19 protein-coding genes are annotated in these 18,134 nt (G+C 64.1%); 14 read left to right on the forward strand and 5 right to left on the reverse strand.

Features of this window, described 5'->3' with window-relative positions:
• Nucleotides 1–96 precede the first annotated feature (96 nt).
• Genes fxlM through SNAS_RS26795 form a run of 7 tightly spaced genes read left to right on the forward strand, consistent with a single transcriptional unit; the run spans nucleotide 97 to nucleotide 7,102 of the window.
• Entirely contained in the window at nucleotides 97–1,263 is a 1,167-nt protein-coding gene (gene fxlM, locus SNAS_RS26770) for a methyltransferase, FxLD system (protein WP_013020618.1), read from the forward strand.
• Nucleotides 1,264–1,321: 58 nt separating this feature from the next.
• A complete protein-coding gene (locus SNAS_RS34480; RefSeq protein WP_013020619.1) occupies nucleotides 1,322–1,486 on the forward strand; it encodes an FxLD family lanthipeptide in 165 nt (54 codons plus the stop codon).
• Nucleotides 1,486–4,374, forward strand: coding sequence for a lantibiotic dehydratase (locus tag SNAS_RS26775; protein WP_244409074.1), 2,889 nt, complete (start codon nucleotides 1,486–1,488; stop codon nucleotides 4,372–4,374). Before SNAS_RS34480 ends, SNAS_RS26775 begins: the two co-directional genes overlap by 1 nt.
• A complete protein-coding gene (locus SNAS_RS33385; protein WP_013020621.1) occupies nucleotides 4,371–5,600 on the forward strand; it encodes a lanthionine synthetase C family protein in 1,230 nt (409 codons plus the stop codon). Before SNAS_RS26775 ends, SNAS_RS33385 begins: the two co-directional genes overlap by 4 nt.
• 24 nt (nucleotides 5,601–5,624) lie before the next feature.
• The gene (locus tag SNAS_RS26785; protein WP_013020622.1) at nucleotides 5,625–6,014 is read left to right on the forward strand and encodes a hypothetical protein; all 390 of its coding nucleotides are present in this window, start codon (nucleotides 5,625–5,627) and stop codon (nucleotides 6,012–6,014) included.
• 9 nt (nucleotides 6,015–6,023) lie between these two features.
• The gene (locus SNAS_RS33390) at nucleotides 6,024–6,866 is read left to right on the forward strand and encodes a DddA-like double-stranded DNA deaminase toxin (protein ID WP_013020623.1); all 843 of its coding nucleotides are present in this window, start codon (nucleotides 6,024–6,026) and stop codon (nucleotides 6,864–6,866) included.
• Nucleotides 6,863–7,102: a hypothetical protein gene (locus SNAS_RS26795; RefSeq protein ID WP_013020624.1), complete on the forward strand. Its 240-nt coding sequence runs from the start codon at nucleotides 6,863–6,865 to the stop codon at nucleotides 7,100–7,102. The genes SNAS_RS33390 and SNAS_RS26795 overlap by 4 nt, the downstream gene beginning before the upstream one ends.
• A 28-nt stretch (nucleotides 7,103–7,130) precedes the next feature.
• On the opposite strand, the gene SNAS_RS33395 is transcribed toward SNAS_RS26795, so the two are convergent.
• Nucleotides 7,131–7,748 (reverse strand): helix-turn-helix domain-containing protein, encoded by a 618-nt coding sequence (locus tag SNAS_RS33395; protein WP_013020625.1) that lies wholly within the window; start codon nucleotides 7,746–7,748, stop codon nucleotides 7,131–7,133.
• A 371-nt stretch (nucleotides 7,749–8,119) separates the two neighbouring features.
• On the opposite strand from SNAS_RS33395, the gene SNAS_RS35430 reads away from it, so the two are divergent.
• Both SNAS_RS35430 and SNAS_RS34490 read left to right on the forward strand, forming a co-directional pair.
• Nucleotides 8,120–8,704 carry a hypothetical protein gene (locus SNAS_RS35430; RefSeq protein WP_013020627.1) on the forward strand — a complete coding sequence of 195 codons (585 nt, stop codon included), beginning with the start codon at nucleotides 8,120–8,122 and terminating at the stop codon, nucleotides 8,702–8,704.
• A gap of 68 nt (nucleotides 8,705–8,772) precedes the next feature.
• The gene (locus SNAS_RS34490) at nucleotides 8,773–10,065 is read left to right on the forward strand and encodes a DUF1173 family protein (RefSeq protein ID WP_244409182.1); all 1,293 of its coding nucleotides are present in this window, start codon (nucleotides 8,773–8,775) and stop codon (nucleotides 10,063–10,065) included.
• A 98-nt stretch (nucleotides 10,066–10,163) separates the two neighbouring features.
• On the opposite strand, the gene SNAS_RS26810 is transcribed toward SNAS_RS34490, so the two are convergent.
• Nucleotides 10,164–10,703: a hypothetical protein gene (locus SNAS_RS26810; protein ID WP_013020629.1), complete on the reverse strand. Its 540-nt coding sequence runs from the start codon at nucleotides 10,701–10,703 to the stop codon at nucleotides 10,164–10,166.
• Nucleotides 10,704–11,017: 314 nt separating this feature from the next.
• Between SNAS_RS26810 and SNAS_RS26815 the strand changes: the two genes are divergently transcribed.
• Nucleotides 11,018–11,452 (forward strand): hypothetical protein, encoded by a 435-nt coding sequence (locus SNAS_RS26815; RefSeq protein WP_013020630.1) that lies wholly within the window; start codon nucleotides 11,018–11,020, stop codon nucleotides 11,450–11,452.
• Nucleotides 11,453–11,583: 131 nt separating this feature from the next.
• On the opposite strand, the gene SNAS_RS26820 is transcribed toward SNAS_RS26815, so the two are convergent.
• From SNAS_RS26820 to SNAS_RS26830, 3 genes are all read right to left on the reverse strand, one after another.
• Complete coding sequence (locus SNAS_RS26820; protein ID WP_013020631.1) at nucleotides 11,584–12,633, reverse strand: M23 family metallopeptidase; 1,050 nt, start codon at nucleotides 12,631–12,633, stop codon at nucleotides 11,584–11,586.
• A gap of 174 nt (nucleotides 12,634–12,807) precedes the next feature.
• The gene (locus SNAS_RS26825; protein WP_144300650.1) at nucleotides 12,808–13,158 is read right to left on the reverse strand and encodes a hypothetical protein; all 351 of its coding nucleotides are present in this window, start codon (nucleotides 13,156–13,158) and stop codon (nucleotides 12,808–12,810) included.
• A gap of 134 nt (nucleotides 13,159–13,292) precedes the next feature.
• A complete protein-coding gene (locus SNAS_RS26830) occupies nucleotides 13,293–13,802 on the reverse strand; it encodes a helix-turn-helix domain-containing protein (protein WP_013020633.1) in 510 nt (169 codons plus the stop codon).
• A 202-nt stretch (nucleotides 13,803–14,004) separates the two neighbouring features.
• Between SNAS_RS26830 and SNAS_RS26835 the strand changes: the two genes are divergently transcribed.
• Genes SNAS_RS26835 through SNAS_RS26850 form a run of 4 tightly spaced genes read left to right on the forward strand, consistent with a single transcriptional unit; the run spans nucleotide 14,005 to nucleotide 18,129 of the window.
• Nucleotides 14,005–14,343 carry a hypothetical protein gene (locus tag SNAS_RS26835; protein WP_013020634.1) on the forward strand — a complete coding sequence of 113 codons (339 nt, stop codon included), beginning with the start codon at nucleotides 14,005–14,007 and terminating at the stop codon, nucleotides 14,341–14,343.
• Nucleotides 14,344–14,371: 28 nt separating this feature from the next.
• The gene (locus tag SNAS_RS26840; RefSeq protein WP_013020635.1) at nucleotides 14,372–15,091 is read left to right on the forward strand and encodes a DUF8175 domain-containg protein; all 720 of its coding nucleotides are present in this window, start codon (nucleotides 14,372–14,374) and stop codon (nucleotides 15,089–15,091) included.
• A complete protein-coding gene (locus SNAS_RS26845; protein ID WP_013020636.1) occupies nucleotides 15,088–16,539 on the forward strand; it encodes a TrbL/VirB6 family protein in 1,452 nt (483 codons plus the stop codon). The genes SNAS_RS26840 and SNAS_RS26845 overlap by 4 nt, the downstream gene beginning before the upstream one ends.
• 48 nt (nucleotides 16,540–16,587) lie before the next feature.
• Nucleotides 16,588–18,129: a PrgI family protein gene (locus SNAS_RS26850; RefSeq protein ID WP_013020637.1), complete on the forward strand. Its 1,542-nt coding sequence runs from the start codon at nucleotides 16,588–16,590 to the stop codon at nucleotides 18,127–18,129.
• The last annotated feature ends 5 nt before the right edge of the window (nucleotides 18,130–18,134 follow it).

Consider the following 18,134-nt stretch of genomic DNA (forward strand, 5'->3'; position numbering starts at 1 on the left):
TTACGGTCGCTCGCGCACGATGAACCGATAACACCAACCGCAACGAGAAGGGGAAGTCCAATTTCTACTGTCAATGTCACCGAGGATGCCGCGCAGATGCGCAACGCGATGGTCGACGGCATCGTCAAGTGGGCGAAACTGTCGGACGCGACCGCGGCGGCAATGCGCAAAGTCGAGCGGCACCGATTCGTTCCGGCCGCCACGCTTAAAGAGGCGTACACCGACGACACGGTGGTGACGCGTCGCGACGAGGCCGGGATCGCCACTAGCTCGGCGTCCGCGCCGTGGCTGCAAGGGATGATGCTCGACCAGCTTGAGCTGCGGCCCGGCATGACGGTGCTGGAGATCGGGGCCGGGACCGGCGTCAACGCTGGCTACGTGACCGAATTGGTCGGGCCCAGCGGTCACGTCACCACCATCGATATTCAGCCTGATGTCGCCGAAGACGCCCGCACCGCGCTCGCGCTCACCGGGGCTACGAACGTCGAGGTCATCTGCGGCGACGGCGAATACGGATATCCCGCGAACGCTCCGTACGACCGGGTCATCGCTACGGCCGGGGCCTGGGACATCCCGGAGCACTGGGTCGAGCAGCTCAAACCGGACGGGCTCATGGTCGTCCCGCTGCGCATGAACGGCTTGACCCGTTCGGTCGCGTTCACCCGGGACGAACACGGCGTGTGGCACTCGAAGAGCGCGGTCAACTGCGGGTTCATGCCAGTCAGGGGCGACGGCGAAGTCATCGAGACCAACGTCCAGATCGCCAAGGACGTGGTGGTCCGTATCGATGACGGTCAAGACCTCGACGTCGAAGCGCTCAAGGACGCGATTGCCGATTCCGGGGAAGTCGAATGGACGGGCATTCTCATCGACGCGCCACTAGACCTGCTGGACTTTTACATGGCCGATATGGACGGTTTCTGCCGCATCCTGGCCCCACCGTCCATCGCCGAGCGCGGGCTGGCCGAACCCATGAACGGCTGGGGAAGCATGGGCGCCGCGACCCCGGACGCGGTGGGGTACTTGACGAAGCGTTACGGCCCGCTGCACCCGAAGCTGTACGAACTGGGCACCTGCGCGTACGGGCCGCAAGCGCAAGCCATGGTCGATGAGCTGACCAAACGGGTCTACGCCTGGGACCGGGCGCGCAAGTCGGTCACCGGCGTCCACATTGAGATCCACCCATCGGGGCAAGGCGACACCGCCGACGCGCTCATGACCATCGACAAGCGGCACTCCCGGGTCATCGTCCGACCCGCGTAAAAGCTGAGCTCTGCCTCAGAACCTCAGGAAATCCCAACCACAACGATAGGAGAACACCATGAAGCCCACTCTCGAAGCCACAACGGACATCGAAGCCTTTGAGGACCTGTTCAAACTCGACGTACGCATCGAGGCCGAGGGCCCGAGCTTGAGCCGCTGCAACCCGACCAACGACGGCTGCTCCAACTCCTGCACGTCCGTCGGATGCTCGGCCAACTGCTGATGACCAGCCACAGCACGCGACGCGGGACGGCATTCACTACGCCGTTCCGCGTCGCGGATCCCCGGTCCGGGCTGGCCCGGCTTCCGCTGTTGCACAACGATCCCAGCCCGAACACCTCGATAGATCCTGTCGTGGCCGAGGGGATGTTCCTTTGCTCCGAGATCCACGCCGATGTCTCCCCCGACAGCGCCGAGCAGCGCCGCGCCACCGAACGGGCATTTGACATCCGCGCACGGCGACGCACCACCCCGCAAGGCGTGTTCGCGGGCGTCACCGAACTGGACATCAACGTCGCGGCGTCGACCCTGTCCGTCCGCACCGAGCACAAAGTCCGGTCGTACCCCAATCCCGTGTGGGTCCATGAGATCGGTGATCGCGTGCTGGACAGCGCCGCCGTGTTGCACGCGCTGACCTATACGACCAACAATCTCGCGGCGCGGCGCGGTGACCGCCTGGATGTCCAACGCCCCTCCAGCGACCCGCGAACCGGACCGCAGCGCATGAGCGTTCGCCGCACCGAGGCCGTCGAAGTCGTCCTGGACGTCGCTCGGTCCGGTGCGTCGTGGAAGCAGATCACCACCGCGCTGACACAACGGTGGCCGAGCATCCAGGACACCACGGTTGAGGTGGTCATGCGGCAGCTGACCCGCAGCGGTTTCTTGTTGACCGACCTGGATCCCGTCGATACCTGCACTGACCCGCTCGGTCACCTCCTGGCCAAACTCCCGGCGTCCGAACCGGTACGCGAACCGCTGTCGTGGCTGCGCGCCGCGCTGGCCGAAGCCGATGCACACCCGCCCGGCCACCCAGCACGTATGGCCGCGCTCAAGACCGCGCGCAATATCGCCGACGACCTGTTCGCGACCTGGCGACCCATCTGCACCGACACCGCGATGAACGCCCACATCTCCATCCCGGCACGCGTGGCCGAAGAGGCCGCTCAAGCCGCCAACGTCTTGTGGCGCATGCCGCCTCGGCATGATCCGCTGGCCGAATGGCACGAACGCTTCCTCCACCGCTACGGCACCGGCCGTCTCGTGCCCCTGCTGGAGGTGTGCGACCCCGTCACCGGATTGGGTTGCGACCCCGGCAACACCGAAGTAGTGCCCCCTCCGGAATCCACTGAAGCCTTGGCCCGGCTGATCAACGTTGCGTTGACCTCCAACAAGATGGAGGTACAGCTGGACGCGGCAACGATCACCGCGCTCGACCAGCGCCGCCCCAGTGACGCTTGCGAACCTTCGGCTGAGCTGTACGCGACGGTCGTTGCCCGTGACGAACACGACCGCGACGCCGGGAAGTTCGTCCTGGCCGTCACCAACATGGCTTCACCGGCCGGGTCAACTCGCGCCCGGTTCGCCGGCCTGCTCCCCGACGCCTCCGTTGCGAGCGACCCAGGGCACGGCACCATGACCGCCGAACTGGCATTCCGGCCCACGTCCCACACCGTCGCGGCGCTGACCGGCCGCGCGGACAACGCGCCGTGGCGCATCCCGATCGGCACGATCCCCCAGTCCGGCGACCTCGCGCTGGACGACCTCGCTGTGGTCTCTGACGGCGCCCGCCTGAGGCTTTGGTCCACACAGAACAACCGGCCGGTTCGGCCCGTCCACCACAACCAGGTAGGCCACCACCTGATGCCACCCGTGGCCGCGTTCTTGTGCCTGCTGGGCCAGCACGGCAACACCGGGTTGAGCCCGTGGACATGGGGACCATTCGAGCGTGCCCCCTTCACCCCACGGGTGCGCTTCCGCGACGTCATCCTGTCCCCGGCCCGCTGGCGACTCCCCGAAGAGGTCCGAGACGCCGCCACCGACCGGTCGACATGGGCCACGGCACTGCGACGCTGGCGCACCAGCGCCCGGCCCGCTCCACCGGCCACCGTCGTCATCGACACCAGCGACCGAAAACTTCCCCTTGACCTCGATCGTGGCGACGACCGCGAACTCCTGCGCCGCTACGTCAACCGAGACGTGACCGCGGTGACCGAACCGCCTGGCGGCCCCGACGCGGTTCAGGCCGTGGCCCTCGGAGAAAGAGGGCACCACGTCTTGGAGATTGTCGTGCCGGTCTCCGCTTCGCACACCGAGGAGACCGCACCACCGGCGCCGGCGCTGGCACGCCAATCCAGACACAGCGTGTTCACGCCGGGGAGCGAATGGCTGTCGCTGGCCATCGATGCTCCACCGTCGACTCAAGACGCCGTGCTGGCTCGCCTCGCCGACGCCGCGCACCACGCGACCGGGCTGTGGCACCGATGGTTCTGGATTCGCTACCACACTCCCGCGCGCGGACCCCACCTTCGAGTCCGGTTCCGCGGCGACCCGAGGCCCCTGGGCGGGCAACTACTCCCGCTGTTGGGCGACACCTGTGCGAACCTGACCACTGATGGTCTGTCCGGTGGATTCGGGATCGAGGAGTACCGCCAAGAGATCGAACGCTACGGCGGCGAGCACGCGATCGAATACGTCGAAGACACCTTCCACCACGACGCCAACCTTGTCGCACATCTCCTGGCCGAAAGCTCCGACCCGGATGAGCGCCTGGCGTTGACCGCCGCCTCGGCCGCCGAGATCGTCCGCATCGTCGCCGACGGGAACCGCGCGGCTCTGGTTCCGCACCGTCTGGAGAGGGCAGACCGTCGCACCCATGCCCGTGTCCGGCCTCGCGCCCGCTCCATCGATGACGGCACGCCCGCTCATCGGCCACTGTGGTATGAGCGCACCGCTGCCCTGACGGCATACCGCGCGGTCCTGCCACCGGACCGCCGCATCGACTGCGCTTCATCGCTGATTCATATGCACGCCAACCGTCTCCTGGGCGACAACCATCGTGAGCGCATCGCACGCGCACTCGCCGTAGATCTCATCGCGCGGGAGGCCCCATGACCACCATCGAGGAACAAGTTCTGACGGTTGCCGATCGGCTTCTTAAACCCGAAGCGGTCCTCAACGCGGTAGGCAGAGCCGATGCGGCTTCGCTGACTCGTGGATTGGCGGGGACCGCGCTGCTGCACGCCCGCCTCGCGCACATTGATCCGCGCTTCGCTCGCGCTGCCCAGCAGCACTGGACTGCCGCCGCCGCTCACCTTAAAAATCACCGACACGGGTTCAGCGGTATCGCTGGCGGGCAAGGCGGCCTGGCTGCTTCCCTCATCATCGGCACCGGCTACCTCCCCGAAGGCAACCGTCACCACGCTGCCGCTGCGGGTGCTTCCTGGCTGGCTGTGTGCGCCCGCGATGCGGCCGACCTGTACCAGCGCACCGACCTACTCACCTGGGACGTCTACGATGCGATCACCGGCCTATCAGGAATCGGGCGCGTACTGCTGGCGGCTCAAAGCTCGGGATACGACGACGTCGAATCGGGCCTTATGGCAGCGCTGACGGCGCTGACCGCGATCCTCGAACCCCGCGACACCGGACGTCCAGGATGGTGGATGCCTGCCGAGAACCATCCGAATCTCGCACGAATCCACCCGTCGGGAGCAGCAACCACCGGCCTGGCCCACGGCGTCGCCGGTCCCCTGGCTCTCCTTGCCACCGCACACGTCGCCGGATGGTCCGTACCCGGCCAGGCCGAAGGGATCGACCACGCCGCCGACTGGCTCCTGGACTGGCGCCGAGATGACGGCACCTGGCCGCCGTCGGTCACTGGCGACGAACTCGACACCGCCCAACCACCGTCGACTCCGGGCCGCGCCGACGCATGGTGCTACGGCACCCCCGGCATCAGCCGCTCCCTACACCTCGCCGGGCTCGCACTCGACGACCCACACCTACAGGCTGCCGCGATCTCCGCGGTGGACACCATGGGTTCCCGGAAACCAGCCGAGTGGGACGTGGAGGGACCGACGCTGTGCCACGGTTACGCCGGGTTCCTTCAATCGGCTCCCGACAACCACCCTGTTGCCGGGGCCGTCGTCGAAGCCATCAGCGCTTACTTCGACTCGAGCCACCGATTCGGATTCCAGCATCGCGACCAGGGCCAAACCCACGTTGAACCCGGCCTCTTGACCGGCGCGGCCGGTGTCGCCCTCGCGCTGGCCGAACACCAAGACCTCCCCACACCAGGCACCCCAGCCAGCTGGGAATGCCTGCTCAACCTGTCATAACCAACACCGAAGGAGGCACCAACCTTGTCCGAACCCACCACTGCAACCGAACCGTCCGCGCCGACTCCCAAGTCCGACGGAGGCCAGGCCGGCGACCTGTGCCGCAGGATTCTGGCGGTCCACGATCGGGTCAGCACGGCCAGCACGGACCTCAATCGCCTGTTCGCCCAGACCGCCATTGAGCTGTCTGGCCTGTTGGCCGACGGCTACCAGCTCCACCACAAAACGCTCACTGCGGGCTTCGACGATGCCGCCTTCCAGCTCCACCACATGCTCGTCGCGCTGTCCAACGTCCAAATCGACGTCTCCACCGTCACCGACACCGCAGCGAAGCTCCCCACTTTGACCAAAGCCTTCGCGCACGAACGGCACATCGACCTCAACGCGACACCACCCGACGAACCCGCACCGTAGGTTGGCGATATGACCACGTTTGAACAGCTCGTCGCTGCCGTGAACAACGCGGTCGCCGAAGTGGGCGAAGCTCGAACTTTAGCGGCTCAAGGCATCCAGCACGTCGCGCGGTCGTCGACCCGGATGGAGAACATTGCCTGCGGCTCCTCCTCCTACCGGCTGCGTGACGTGCTGGCCGCACTGACTGCCGCCATCACGGCGATCGAGCACAGCAACACGGCAGCAGCATCCGCCTCGGCCCAGCTCAATACATACCTGGCGGCGATCGGCAACTCGACCACAACCGTTGAGGCTCAACCAGAAGCAGCACCACCGCCAGCAGCCGCCGAGAGCCTCGACAGCACCCCACGTCTCCCAGATGGCGGCATCGACTTCCACGCGCTCGCCAAGCGGCTCGGGCTTCTCGAAGCCCGTCCGACGGAGCAGCCGCCGTTCGACCCCCGGCGATTCAACCCGGCCTGCTGGCAAGGGCTCAAACCCTACGACCAGGCCGGAACCGCCGAGGGGAACCTGTTCATCGCGCCCGGCAAGCGATGGAACACCCGCCCGATGCAGGCCAGCAAGCTCGAAGTCGGACCCCAAAGCGATCTTCACCCGCAGTGGCGATCCCGAAAAGCTCCCTGGCACATCGAAGGCAAGATTGCCGCGTACATGCGGCAGAAGGGATTCACCGACGGGTGCGTCTACCTCAATGCTCGCCCCTGTTCTGGACCAGACGGCTGCGCGCGAAACCTCCCCGACTTGCTGCCTGTGGGATCTACGCTGCACGTACACGCCCGATACATCGACCGCACCGGCGAGACCCGTTTCTATTACAGGGAGTATCGGGGAACCGGAAAGGCACTGACTTGACCGACACCTATGACCTGCATCCTGAGCCCGAAGAGTTCGACGACATTCCCGTCACCGATGATCCCGAACTCAATCGGGAGCTGCTGCGCGCCGTCCTGGACGGTACCGACCCCGCCCAGATCATGCAGCGCGTCAGCAAGGCAGGCATCGTCCCGCCTGAACCGGGCCGAGACGACTGGGCCTTCGCGATCATCCACGAGGGCAACCCAGAAACCGGCACTGTCATCTGGGATTGAGCCTGGCTCTCCCACGCTTGACACGCCACTAAGGATCATCCTTACTGGCATCTGGAGTAGATCCAAGACGTCGCTGCAAAAGACTCAACGCGTCCTTCGCGGAAGGCGATTCTGTAGCCACAACCTCGAAGGCAGTGAGGAAGTCGCGGGCACTCTGGTTGAGTTTCTGGGCCGCGGTCTCGGCATGGTCATCAATGTGAGTGATGGCCCATCGAACACGCGACTGCCAGTCGACATCCTCGGGCTCGCGGCCAGGCAGGGGCAGGTCGGCCGCGGCTTCGGCGAAGGCGCCGGCGTCAGCTCCCGGAAGTGGTGCGGTGCCGGTTGACCATGCGGCGAACCGATTCGGCGACACGGGCACCGCTGGAGTCGCGTGGATGGTGGCGTCGGGATCGTCGGGAACGAGCAACGACATGAAGGGCACACCGAGCGCCGCCGCCAACGTCACGGTTACATCCAGTGAAAGCTTGCGCCTGCCGGACTCGATGTTCCAGATGATGTTGTCGGTGACGTCCGTGGCACCAAGCCGGCGGCATCGCTCCACGACGTCGTCGACGGTGAGGCCGAGTCGATCGCGCAGCTGTCGCAGGCGATGCCGCGCGACGCTGCTGGGCGGAGTATGACCTTCGCCTTCAATTCCTGTCATATCGACAGATCCTAGAGGATTCGTTGACGATTTACCTGCGGTTTTGCAGGATTGCTTCCATCAGTACGACAGCTTGTCTGTCGATTCGACAGGAAGGAAACGACAATGTCAACCACACGAATCCCCCGGAAAGCTCTGGTGTGGACACGGGAACGAGTGCTCAGTCTCGGATCAACGACAACCGTGGAGACGGCGGGCGCGGTCCTGGGCATTGGCCGAACACTGGCATACCAACTCGCGGCCAACGGCAACTTCCCGGTGACGGTCTTTCGCGCAGGGCACCTGTACCGAGTACCGGTCGGCCCCCTGGTAGCTCTGCTGTGGCCGGACGCGACACCGGCTTCAAACGACGTGAATGGTGGGGGCGAGTGATGACGTACGACGATGCGCACCACCCCGCAGCGGCCGAGGCGCTGGAAGAGTACTGCCAGCACGCAATCGAAACCATGACCACGCACGGCGGCATGATGCCCGCTCCGACCGTCTACATGTTCTCCGGGGACGGTGAGCACCTCGACAGCCTTCAGGGATACGTCATCGCGCGGCCGTCGCATTCGGGCGGAGACGCCGGCGACGCGATACGCCAGCTCGGGCTATTGCCGGGGGTGCTGCGCTGCGATCGGATCGTCATCGCCTGGGAACACCGAACGACCGCGACGCTGCTGGGCCGCGGAGGCGATCATCAAACCGGGATCGCCGCTGTCGAAGCGGCGCGGGACCATCGCGTTGTCACGTGGCGACCATTCACCGTCCATCATGGCGATTACGGCATCCACGGGACCAGGTCGATGATCGCCACGTGGGGCCGAGCCCAAGAACTACGAACGCGCCTGCCTGTGCCGATCGCCGACGCGGTTCGAGTATGGACGAATGCCTCCTGCGCATCGATTACCTCCACTGTGGCAAAACTCGAAGCTGCGGGGTACCTCGTGTCGCTGTTCCACGAGGGATGGTGAGGAGAATGCACTTCGGAACGACGGACGGATCCAACACTTCGCCGAACGTGCGCGTGGGCAACCGGTCGATGAGTCTGGACGACTTGTACCGCGACCGCGCACGATGCGCGCGCATCCTGGCGAGCGCAAGAGCCGAAGACGGGCACGCCTGGTGCGAATGCAACTGCCCACAATCGAAACTGGTCATCCGATGCCGCCAAGGCGTCTGGCACCTGGCTCGGTGGCCCGGCGACCGAATCGGCCATGCGGCAAATTGTCCCTTCCGAGGCATAGACCCCGGGTTGACCGGCCGCGCTGCCTTCAGCGAATCCGCGATCCAGGAATCACGCGATGGGGTCCATCTCAGGATCGCCACCAGCTTGACGACGGATCTTGGTACCCGAAGTAAGCCGGGGCTCGGTGACCATCACCGTGGTGGTGGTTCGAATCGACACCGTCTGACGCTGCTGGGACTACTGGAATATCTCTGGGAGGAAAGCCGCCTCAACGAATACCGGAGTGGGTCACGGCTATGGTGGGGAAGGTGCCACCACGCGCTCGTAAGCCAAGTGGAAAACAGCTTCCTCGGCGACCAGCCTTTGAGCGAAGTGATGTATGTGGTTCCGCCGTTTCGGAAAGAAAGCGCGGCCAATAACGAAGCCACATGGAACGCATTTGCGGCGGGACTTGGTTCAAAGAATCGTCGCTCGCGCCTGGGGATCGTCCTAGGTGAATTCAAGGACGCGGCGGCGACTTCACGCGGGTACCGGATTCGACTGCGCAACTTCCGAAAGCCCATATTCGTGACGCGAAAACTGTGGGACACACTCACCATGAGGTTTCAATCTGCGTTCACCTCTCAGATGACTGCACAGGGCAGGCAAGTTGGCTTGTGGGTTGTCGACAAGGCGACGCGAGGGTATCTGCGATTGTCAACAGCTGGCATCATGGCGACGACACAGTCATGGATCCCTGTAGATTCGGGATACGAATTGACGATGGCCAATGCACTTGCCGATGCCAACCGGAGCTTCCTGAAACCATTGCGATATCAGCATTGTGACGTGGTACTGCCAGACTTCGTTATTACCGACACCAACCCAAGAACATATATTGAAGTTTGGGGAATCGTCGGTCGAGAGTCTTACGAACGACGTAAACAGGAGAAGCAGGACTACTACAAACAGCGCGGACTCCAGCTCATCGAGTGGAACGTTTCTGAATCGATCCCAGAAGTACCGCGACTGTTATCGTGTAGGGTCTCATCGAGGTTGAGCACCGAGGACGCCGTGACCAGTAGCTCGGGTCAATTTGTCGCCGGTTTGAGCAGCTCGGATTCTCACGGGAATGAGCAATTCCCTCAGGCCACCCCAGCGTTGTGACTGCGTCGCCGTCAGTTCTGACTGGCTGCCAAGCCTGAGCGCGTTGAAATGTAACTGCGTTGAGCCCGCTGACCACCAGCCACCGAGATTGGCGACCGTCAGGTTGGCGGCGTTCTTTCGATTTCGCTCTCTGGCCGGGAACTCTTGCCCGGGAACGAGTCGAGGTAGGTATGTTGCGCACCGTAGAGCCGGAGCTGTTCGGTCATGTCCTGGGCTGCCGCGTCATGCCTCATTGCTACGCCCCGGCGCGTGGCGTCCCAGTCGACAGGAGGATTCCTTGACCACGATTTGTTCAGCAGATCCTTCATTTCGGATTGGCATTCCTGAGCGGTATGGATGAAACTGAAGACAGATTGGGTGGGCGCGAAGCTCTCTGCTCTGACCGCGGCGATGAGATACTCCTTGTCGAGGGAACTGATGTTCCGCCGCATGGTGGGGATGTCGTCCGTAAGCCCCGCCCCCTCCTCGCCTCCGGGCGTGTTCGGAACGCTGGCGAGCTCAACGATGTACTCCTGTGTGACCGTGAGGTAATGGAGTGAGATCCCGACGAAGTCGATGCACGCATCGAGGGAGCGTCCGCTGGCTCGTTCCTTGGCGCCGGACCGGTGGAGGCTCCGGTTGGTCAGGAACGCGACCACCGCGCCGAGGAGTCATCCTACAAGAGTGAAGACACCGGTCGCGATGACAAGTTGTAGTTTCGCGCTCATGCTGCTGATTCTCCCAAGAAGTCCTCGTGGCCACTGCTGAACCCATGAGGTCACGAGTCGGTTGTTTACCTTCCTTGCATTCAAGCCTCGCCTCGTTCCGTCAACACTGTCTGCCCGGAACTCAAGTCGGCAACCTTGAACCGGGATGGATATGACCTGACCCGACATCATGAACTGGCGCTATGTCACAGGGACCTGCGAAAATCGGGTTCTACTCGGGACCGCACACACCAACAAGGAGAGCCATGCAAAAGAACAATGGCCACCGCATCGAGGTGCCCCCATACATTGCTGAACAGATAAGCAAGTTCGCGAAACAGAACCGGCTCAGCCGAAACGAAGCGGTCGAGGAGATCTTCGCTGCTGGACTCGAAGCCCTAGGCGCCAACCCCACCGACTTCTCGGGCAACGGCCCCTACTGGCTGGAATCCACCTCCGTCCGACACAACGCCGACGGCGAACCCGAACTTGACCCGAGCTGGGTTCCAACCGAGTCGGCATTGACGCTTGAAGATGCTCGACGACAACTTGTCTACCACGTAATACGCGGCTCAAAGGACCACATGTCCTATCAAGGCCACGGCGAACTGCTCGAATCCACGCCGCTAGGTCTTCCGGTCAAATACGACAACCAGTACTGGAGAATTGTCAAGCGCACCAAACCAACGCCTCAACTCTGATAACCCCCTCGCTCCGTCGTTGGCGACGTGATCGACGAGCGCTGCCGTCTACCCGACAGATTCTCACCCGATTGAGCAACTGCTCAGATCGGCGATAATTGCTTAAGGGAAATGAGAACCTACATATCGAGTTAACTGACAGAAATTCCGCGATCCTTCAGGTATTTCCTGGGGTCGATCGCGTTTCCAGGGTCTGCCGGATAGTCGCCGTGCGCCTCGAAGTGGAGGTGTGGGCCGCTGGAGTTTCCTGAGTTGCCGACCTTTCCGAGCTTCTGGCCAGCGTTGACCTTTTGGCCTTCGTTGACCGATGGGCGGGAAACCATGTGGCAGTAACGGGTGACGGTCTTGTCGGCGTGTTGGATCTCGACGTACCAGCCGCACCCCATGATGTGGACTCCTCCGTCGATGTTGCAGCTGTATGGTTGCCCGGCTCCCGTGGATGCGTTGCACGTAACGGTCTTGACGGTTCCGGCTCCGACGGCCTTGATGGTGGTTCCGCGGGCGGCGCCGAAGTCAATGCCGTGATGGTCGGGGCGTTCCGAGGTCCGATATCCGGAGACGATCCCAGCGTTCACTGGTTTCGCCCATTTGCCTGATCCGGTGCCGGCGGCGCAGATTCGCGGATTCTCCAGCGTGTTCACGATCTTCTTGGCCTTGGGTTCGTGTTTCGCGTAGGCGTCGGGGAATGCTGAGCCCTGCACGGTTTGGGCCGCGACGGTCAACGGAAGGGACTGCCAGCCGCTCACCTTCTTCAACGAATCGAAGAATTTGCCCGCGGCGTACTTCGGGTTCGTGATCTGAGTGGGCGAGCCCCAGCCAGCCGAGGGGCGCTGTTGAAACAGGCCGAGGGAGTCGTGGTCGTTGCGGTCGCCGAGGTGGCCGTAGTTGTGGAGGGTGCTTTCCTGAATGGCGGTGGCGATGCCGATGATGGCTGCGCGGCGGCCCATGCTCTTGTCGAGCGCGACTTCGTAGATGGTGGCGGCGTGGCCCAATTGGGTCTTGCTGAGTCCCAGGGCGGTGGCTGTCTTCTTCGTGATCGAACAGGTCACGCCACCGGATTCTGCCGCGTCGTCGGTTGAAACGGCGACGATGGCTAGGGCGACGACAGCTACGAGGGGCAGAACCATCACCGCCGCAATAGCGAGGCCGATTTTGAGAGTGAGGGGGTGAGACTCAGACATGGAGGCGCCTTCGAGGGTTGACGAAACGCGGCGGCAGGGGCCGGACGTCATGGTGAGTGTCCGTCACCCGGCAACACGTGATCTTTTACTGTGGTAAAGATTTCGGTGGGTGACGAAGGTTACGCCCTAGGTTCGCTTAGGTGTCAAGTAGCGTTGCGAACTTGTTACCAAGTGTCATTTCTTGGCCGCGGTGAGGCGGGGGTAGGTCTGTGCCAGGTGGTCGGCCAGGTGCGTGGCGGCCTTTTCCTGGTAGCTGGTGTAGGTGATCGTCTGCGGGATTTCGCTGTGGGTGATGGTGTGCCCGAGGATGACGTGGGCGAGGTCGTGCAGCAAGCATGTCGGCGTGGCCACGGCAGTGACGACGAGATGATCGGCAACGTCGGTGGCGATCCACACGCCGTGCCGAGTGGGGGGCAGCCGGACGGTCATTCGGCGAATCTCGAATACGCGTCCTCGGATTCGCGAGATAGCCGCGACAAGATCATCAAGGCCGGCATTAGGCGGCAGGCCCAGTCGCTGAGTCACGGCGTCAGCGTCTGGCAAGGCGGTGGACATAACTCCCCCAAGGAGGGTCGTCGACCGGTAACGGTCGGTGCGTTCCGCCAGGATAATCAGGGGATGCAAAGGCGACCGCTGCGTTGTCGCCTGCGTCGGTGGGGTCAAGTCGCGGGGTTTTCAGATGATGAAACATCTGGGTCATTCCCCGCGTTTTCGGATCGCGGTGCCTTGGCTTCGATGGGTGGAAGTCCTTCCGCGGCGCGGGCCTTGGCGATCATCAGCTGAATCAGTTCGACGGATTCGGGCGACAGCCCGGAGGCGTGGTGGGCGATGGCGCGGACGCGTTCGGCGTTGGCAATCTCCATGACCGCGGCGACTTCGTTGTCCTGATAGTCGGGGTCGGGGCCGCTGAAGTACTCGGTGGTGACCCCGAAGTAGTCCGCCAGAGCCTGAAGTAGGCGGTAGCTGGGGTCGTCGCGTTGGTCGCGTCGCAGTAGAGACAGGTAGCCGTGGGAAACCTTGACTCCGGCGTTGGTCAAATCGTCGGCGACCTTCGAGTTCGACACACCCTGGTTGACGAACAGGGCGTCCAGGCGGCGCGCGAGCCGCCCCCGCCCTGAATGGGCGTCGTCGTGGTCGCTGTTGCTGGAGTGGTTCCTGGGGTCGTTCATTCTTCAGTTTGCCCTGTCTGTCGGCTTGTGCCAGCTAGTATCACCGTTTGCAACGGGAACGTCACCAAATGTCTCAAGTTGATAACGCTCTACGCCTGCGGCGGACATCACCGGTTGTCGTCATGTGATTGCGGTCCTAGTGTGGCCGGACACTGTCCACCCTTCGACTGTAGTCGAAGCTCCTGAGTACGGGAGACCCCACATGTCCACGACAATGCACGTCATCAACGCAAGCTCCGACGCCCTGGCCGCGCTGGCTGGCCTGGCCGATCTCGGCGACATTCCCAATCCGAAACCGAAAGACCCCACGGGCGGTAGCAAGGGGCTCAACCAGCTCATCAGCTACTCGAAATGGGGCGTACTCATCACCTGCGCGATCTGCGCGGTTGCCTCGGGCGCCTTCATGGCCGCGGGCAGCATGAGCAACCGGCCCAACGCCGTCGACAAAGGCAAGGTCTCTCTGCTGTGGAGCTTGGCGGGTGTGATCGTGTCGGCGATGGCGATCCCGGTCGTCAACTCGGTCTTCGGCGCAGCGTCCTAATCGCACTGATGAAATCACGGGAGATGCCATGTCGCAGTCAGAATTCTTCGCCAAGCCCCCGCGCCGCGGACGCATTGTCGTAGCCGTCATCACGGGGCTGGTGTTGGTGGCCGCCGGGATAACCGTCGGAGTCATCGTCACCGGAGACGACTCCAGCCAGACCGAAACCGCATCGCCTGGCTCCTCGGCCAGCCCATCGGCGTCAACCGACGGTGCCGAATCGTCACTGCCGATTGTGGCGGGCGAGGACACCGAAGCCGGTGTCGGCGTCGGCTATCCGCACAGCAAGGTCGGCGCGGTATCCGCGGCCGTGGAGTTCACCTCGCAGGTGCTTTCCACCCTGGACCCTGACCGGGCGGTTGAAGTCGCTGAGGTCGCCAACGACCCCGATAACGGGTTCGATCCCGCCGATGCGGCCAACACCGTGACCGCGATGCGCGAACAGATGGGGCTGCCTCCTACCGGGGACGTCCCTGAGGGAGCGTCCATCGTGACGGCACCCGTTGCCTACCAGCTGCGTGACGAAACCACCGACAGCATGGTGGTGCTGTTGCTGTGTTACGTCACCAAAGACACCGGAAGCGGGGAACCTCAGGAAGACGTCGGCGTGTTCACGATGCCGATGGCCTGGAACGGCGACGACTGGAAGTTGGTGCGATCAGACGACGACACCGACTACACCGATCTGAACACCACACCGGGTAGCGATGAAGCTCGCGCGAAGGGCTGGATCGGGGTAACCCGATGAGTGCCTTCTGCAACCCGTTCTCCACGAACCCCGCCGATATCGCCGAGTGTGTCGCAGAGGGACAGAAAGCCGGCGGGGCGATCGACGCGGCTCTCAATCCCTTCGAAGCCATCTGCCAAGCGTTCGCCGAGGCCGCGGCCGACATGCTCAAAGAGTTCGCCAAGGCGTTCGCGAAGTTCCCGAACATCGATGTGACCGATCCCGGTGTCACCGACGTCTATTCGCTGTCGATGGGTATCGGCATCTTCGCCGCGGTGATCCTCCTGCTGCTCCAAACCGCGCGAACGGCCATCACCCACGAAGGCAAAGCCCTGGCCGAAGGGCTCGTCGGCGTCGGCAAAGCCGCACTGGCGATGATGCTGACGCTCAGCTTGACGACCGCCGGGCTATTGGCCGCCGACGAACTGACAAAGTGGATCATCAAGGAATCCTTCGGCTCGGTGGAGAAGCTGACCAAACGCCTGTCGAGTTTCTTGGTAATCGAGACCGTCGCCAACCTTCCACAAATGCTGCTGATCGCGCTGCTGGTCATGCTCGTGGTCGTCGTGTTGTGGTGCGAACTGCTGCTGCGCAACGTCGGTATCGCATTGCTCGTAGCCACATCACCGATCGCCGCAGCCGGAATGGTCAGCGGGAACACGCAACAGTGGTGGTCCAAGACCGTGCGCGCCACGATTCAGCTGATCCTCTTGAAGCCGACGGTGGCCATCATCTTCGCCTTGGGTTTCTCGCTGGCGGGCAAAGGCAAGTCGATGTCGTCAGTCCTGACCGGCATGCTCATGCTCCTGGTCGCGGCACTGGCCTGGCCGATCCTGGCGAAGTTCATGACCTGGATGTCGGCCCACTCCGGTGGCGCGGCTGGCATGGGTGCGGTCCTTGGCTTCGCGGCTGGACAGGCAACGATCAAACGGTCCGGTGTTGCCGGGGCGGCCTCGGGCGCCGAGTTCGGGGCCTCGACCTCGGATCGCACAATGCAGATCGCGGCGACCAGAATGTCGGCCGCCCGCGGCACGGCGGGCGCGACGAAGGCAGCTGCTGCCGCCGGTGGCCTGGCACCGGTCGTTGCGGCGCTGCAAGCCGCTCAAAAGGGCGCCAACTCGCTGGCGCAGCGGATGGAAACCACGGCCGCGCACGCCGGGCTCGACAACGCCAATCCCTATGCGACTCCGGCCGGGCATCCCACCGGACACCCGACGATCCCTGCCGTCGCCGGAGACATCTCATCAGGACTGCGTTCCACCACCACGACACCGGTTGCTGACCGCGCCGCCTCGGCCGAACCACCGCCGCCACCCATCCCACCAGCGACCACTGACAGGCAGCACTGGCGCGAGGGCCGCGAACCGGCCTCGGCGTCCACGAACGTGCCGTCACCGCCACCGGTCTCGGCGGTTCACGACCTCCGTGAGCCCAAGCGCTTCCACGGGCCCCCACCGCCTCGGCGCTGAGACACCTCTCTATCCACTACATAAATCCCTTCAGGATGGTGATACTCCATGTCTACAAACGAGTCCTCGTCGAAGCCGCGCACCTACTTCGGCTGGCAACCCGAAAAAGTAAACTTCATGTTCGGCCTCAGCGCCAGGCGCACGATCCTATTGGGATCAGCGGCCTTGTTGACGGCGTGGCCGTTGGCGGTATCAGCCGTGTCATCGGGCTGGGTGTGCTGGCCCATGGCCATGATCCTGGCCGCCTCGGCGCTGGTGCGCATCGGTGGCCGCACCGTCGATGAATGGGCCGCCTCGGCTCTGTCGTACGAGCTGGGGGCATGGCGCAACCTGCACAAATTCGTCGCCGGCCCCTGGCGGCCGACAGGGCGCAACGCCCCCGCCTCGGGACAACCAGACCTGCCCGGTGTGCTCGCGCCGCTGGAGATCCTGGAGGCGCCATACCCGGGTTCGGCGATCCCACTGGCGATCGCGCATCACCGCCTCGACCACACCTACACCGCCGTAGCGAAGGTGCGGTTCTCCGGGATCGGCCTGGCCGACTCCGATCACCGTGTGCGCCGTATCGACGGGTGGGGAGGTCTGCTGGCCAGTTTGTGCACCGAAGGAAACCCGATCGTGCGGATGCAGGTCTTGCAGCGCACCGTGCCCGAGTCGGGGGCGCAACTACGCAACTGGCACCAGGAGCACCTGGCCGATGACGCTCCCGAAGCGGCGGTGGCCATCACCGAGAGTCTGTTGTCGACGGCCACCGTGGCAACGTCCACACGCGAGACCTACCTGGCGTTCACAATGGATGCCTCGCGCGCTGCCAGCGCGATACGTTCCGCGGGTGGCGGCTCGGCCGGGGCGGCAGTGGTGCTGACACGGCAGCTGCGGGCCTTGACCCCGCAGATCGCTGCCGCCGATCTCCACCTCGACCAATGGTTGTCGCCGCGCGATCTCGCCGAAGTCATCCGCACCAGCTTCGACCCCGATTCCACCAGGCCGATGGCCGAGCGTCGCGCCCGCACACCGCGCCAGGGCGACAACGATGGGCTTGGCGTCGGCGCCGATCCGGTGGCGGCGGGACCGCTGTTCGCCGACGCTGGAAGGGGCGTGTACCGCCACGACGGCGCCACCTCGGTGACGTACTGGGTGGCGCAATGGCCCAGGAGCGAAGTCCACCCCACCGTCCTGGGGCCGCTGCTAGCCGAAGGTGTCCATCGCCGGTCGATGTCGATGCACTACGAGCCGCTGGCGCCCCGAGCCGCGGAGCGAGAAGTGATGCGGGAACGCACCAGCCGGTCGGTGGCCGTGCGGATGCGCCAACGCACCGGGCAAGTCGTTCCCGAGCATGAGCGAGCGGCACTGGCTCGCGCCGAAGCCCAAGACTCCGAACGAGCCGCCGGGCATGGCCTGGTGCGGGCCACCGGCTACATCACCGTCACCGTCACCGACCCCAGCGACCTGGATGACGCCTGCGCGGCAGTCGAAGCCGACGCGGCCAGCGCCCGGGTGGAACTGCACCGCATGTGGTTCGCCGCCGACATCGGCTTCAGCTGCTCGGTTCTGCCCCTGGGCTACGGCATCCCGAAGAAACGCTGGTAACGAGG

Source organism: Stackebrandtia nassauensis DSM 44728 (assembly GCF_000024545.1).
GTDB classification, from domain to species: Bacteria; Actinomycetota; Actinomycetes; order Mycobacteriales; family Micromonosporaceae; genus Stackebrandtia; species Stackebrandtia nassauensis.

What these genes read in the sequence shown, in the direction of transcription:
- SNAS_RS26840 (WP_013020635.1), top strand. Translation starts at nt 14,372, where the DNA reads ATGTCGCAGTCAGAATTCTTCGCCAAGCCCCCGCGCCGCGGACGCATT.
- SNAS_RS26775 (WP_244409074.1), top strand. Translation starts at nt 1,486, where the DNA reads ATGACCAGCCACAGCACGCGACGCGGGACGGCATTCACTACGCCGTTC.
- SNAS_RS34480 (WP_013020619.1), top strand. Translation starts at nt 1,322, where the DNA reads ATGAAGCCCACTCTCGAAGCCACAACGGACATCGAAGCCTTTGAGGAC.
- SNAS_RS26820 (WP_013020631.1), bottom strand. Translation starts at nt 12,633, where the DNA reads ATGTCTGAGTCTCACCCCCTCACTCTCAAAATCGGCCTCGCTATTGCG.
- SNAS_RS26845 (WP_013020636.1), top strand. Translation starts at nt 15,088, where the DNA reads ATGAGTGCCTTCTGCAACCCGTTCTCCACGAACCCCGCCGATATCGCC.
- SNAS_RS26850 (WP_013020637.1), top strand. Translation starts at nt 16,588, where the DNA reads ATGTCTACAAACGAGTCCTCGTCGAAGCCGCGCACCTACTTCGGCTGG.
- SNAS_RS33395 (WP_013020625.1), bottom strand. Translation starts at nt 7,748, where the DNA reads ATGACAGGAATTGAAGGCGAAGGTCATACTCCGCCCAGCAGCGTCGCG.
- SNAS_RS26835 (WP_013020634.1), top strand. Translation starts at nt 14,005, where the DNA reads ATGTCCACGACAATGCACGTCATCAACGCAAGCTCCGACGCCCTGGCC.
- SNAS_RS33390 (WP_013020623.1), top strand. Translation starts at nt 6,024, where the DNA reads ATGACCACGTTTGAACAGCTCGTCGCTGCCGTGAACAACGCGGTCGCC.
- SNAS_RS26815 (WP_013020630.1), top strand. Translation starts at nt 11,018, where the DNA reads ATGCAAAAGAACAATGGCCACCGCATCGAGGTGCCCCCATACATTGCT.
- SNAS_RS33385 (WP_013020621.1), top strand. Translation starts at nt 4,371, where the DNA reads ATGACCACCATCGAGGAACAAGTTCTGACGGTTGCCGATCGGCTTCTT.
- fxlM (WP_013020618.1), top strand. Translation starts at nt 97, where the DNA reads ATGCGCAACGCGATGGTCGACGGCATCGTCAAGTGGGCGAAACTGTCG.
- SNAS_RS35430 (WP_013020627.1), top strand. Translation starts at nt 8,120, where the DNA reads ATGACGTACGACGATGCGCACCACCCCGCAGCGGCCGAGGCGCTGGAA.
- SNAS_RS26830 (WP_013020633.1), bottom strand. Translation starts at nt 13,802, where the DNA reads ATGAACGACCCCAGGAACCACTCCAGCAACAGCGACCACGACGACGCC.
- SNAS_RS34490 (WP_244409182.1), top strand. Translation starts at nt 8,773, where the DNA reads ATGAGTCTGGACGACTTGTACCGCGACCGCGCACGATGCGCGCGCATC.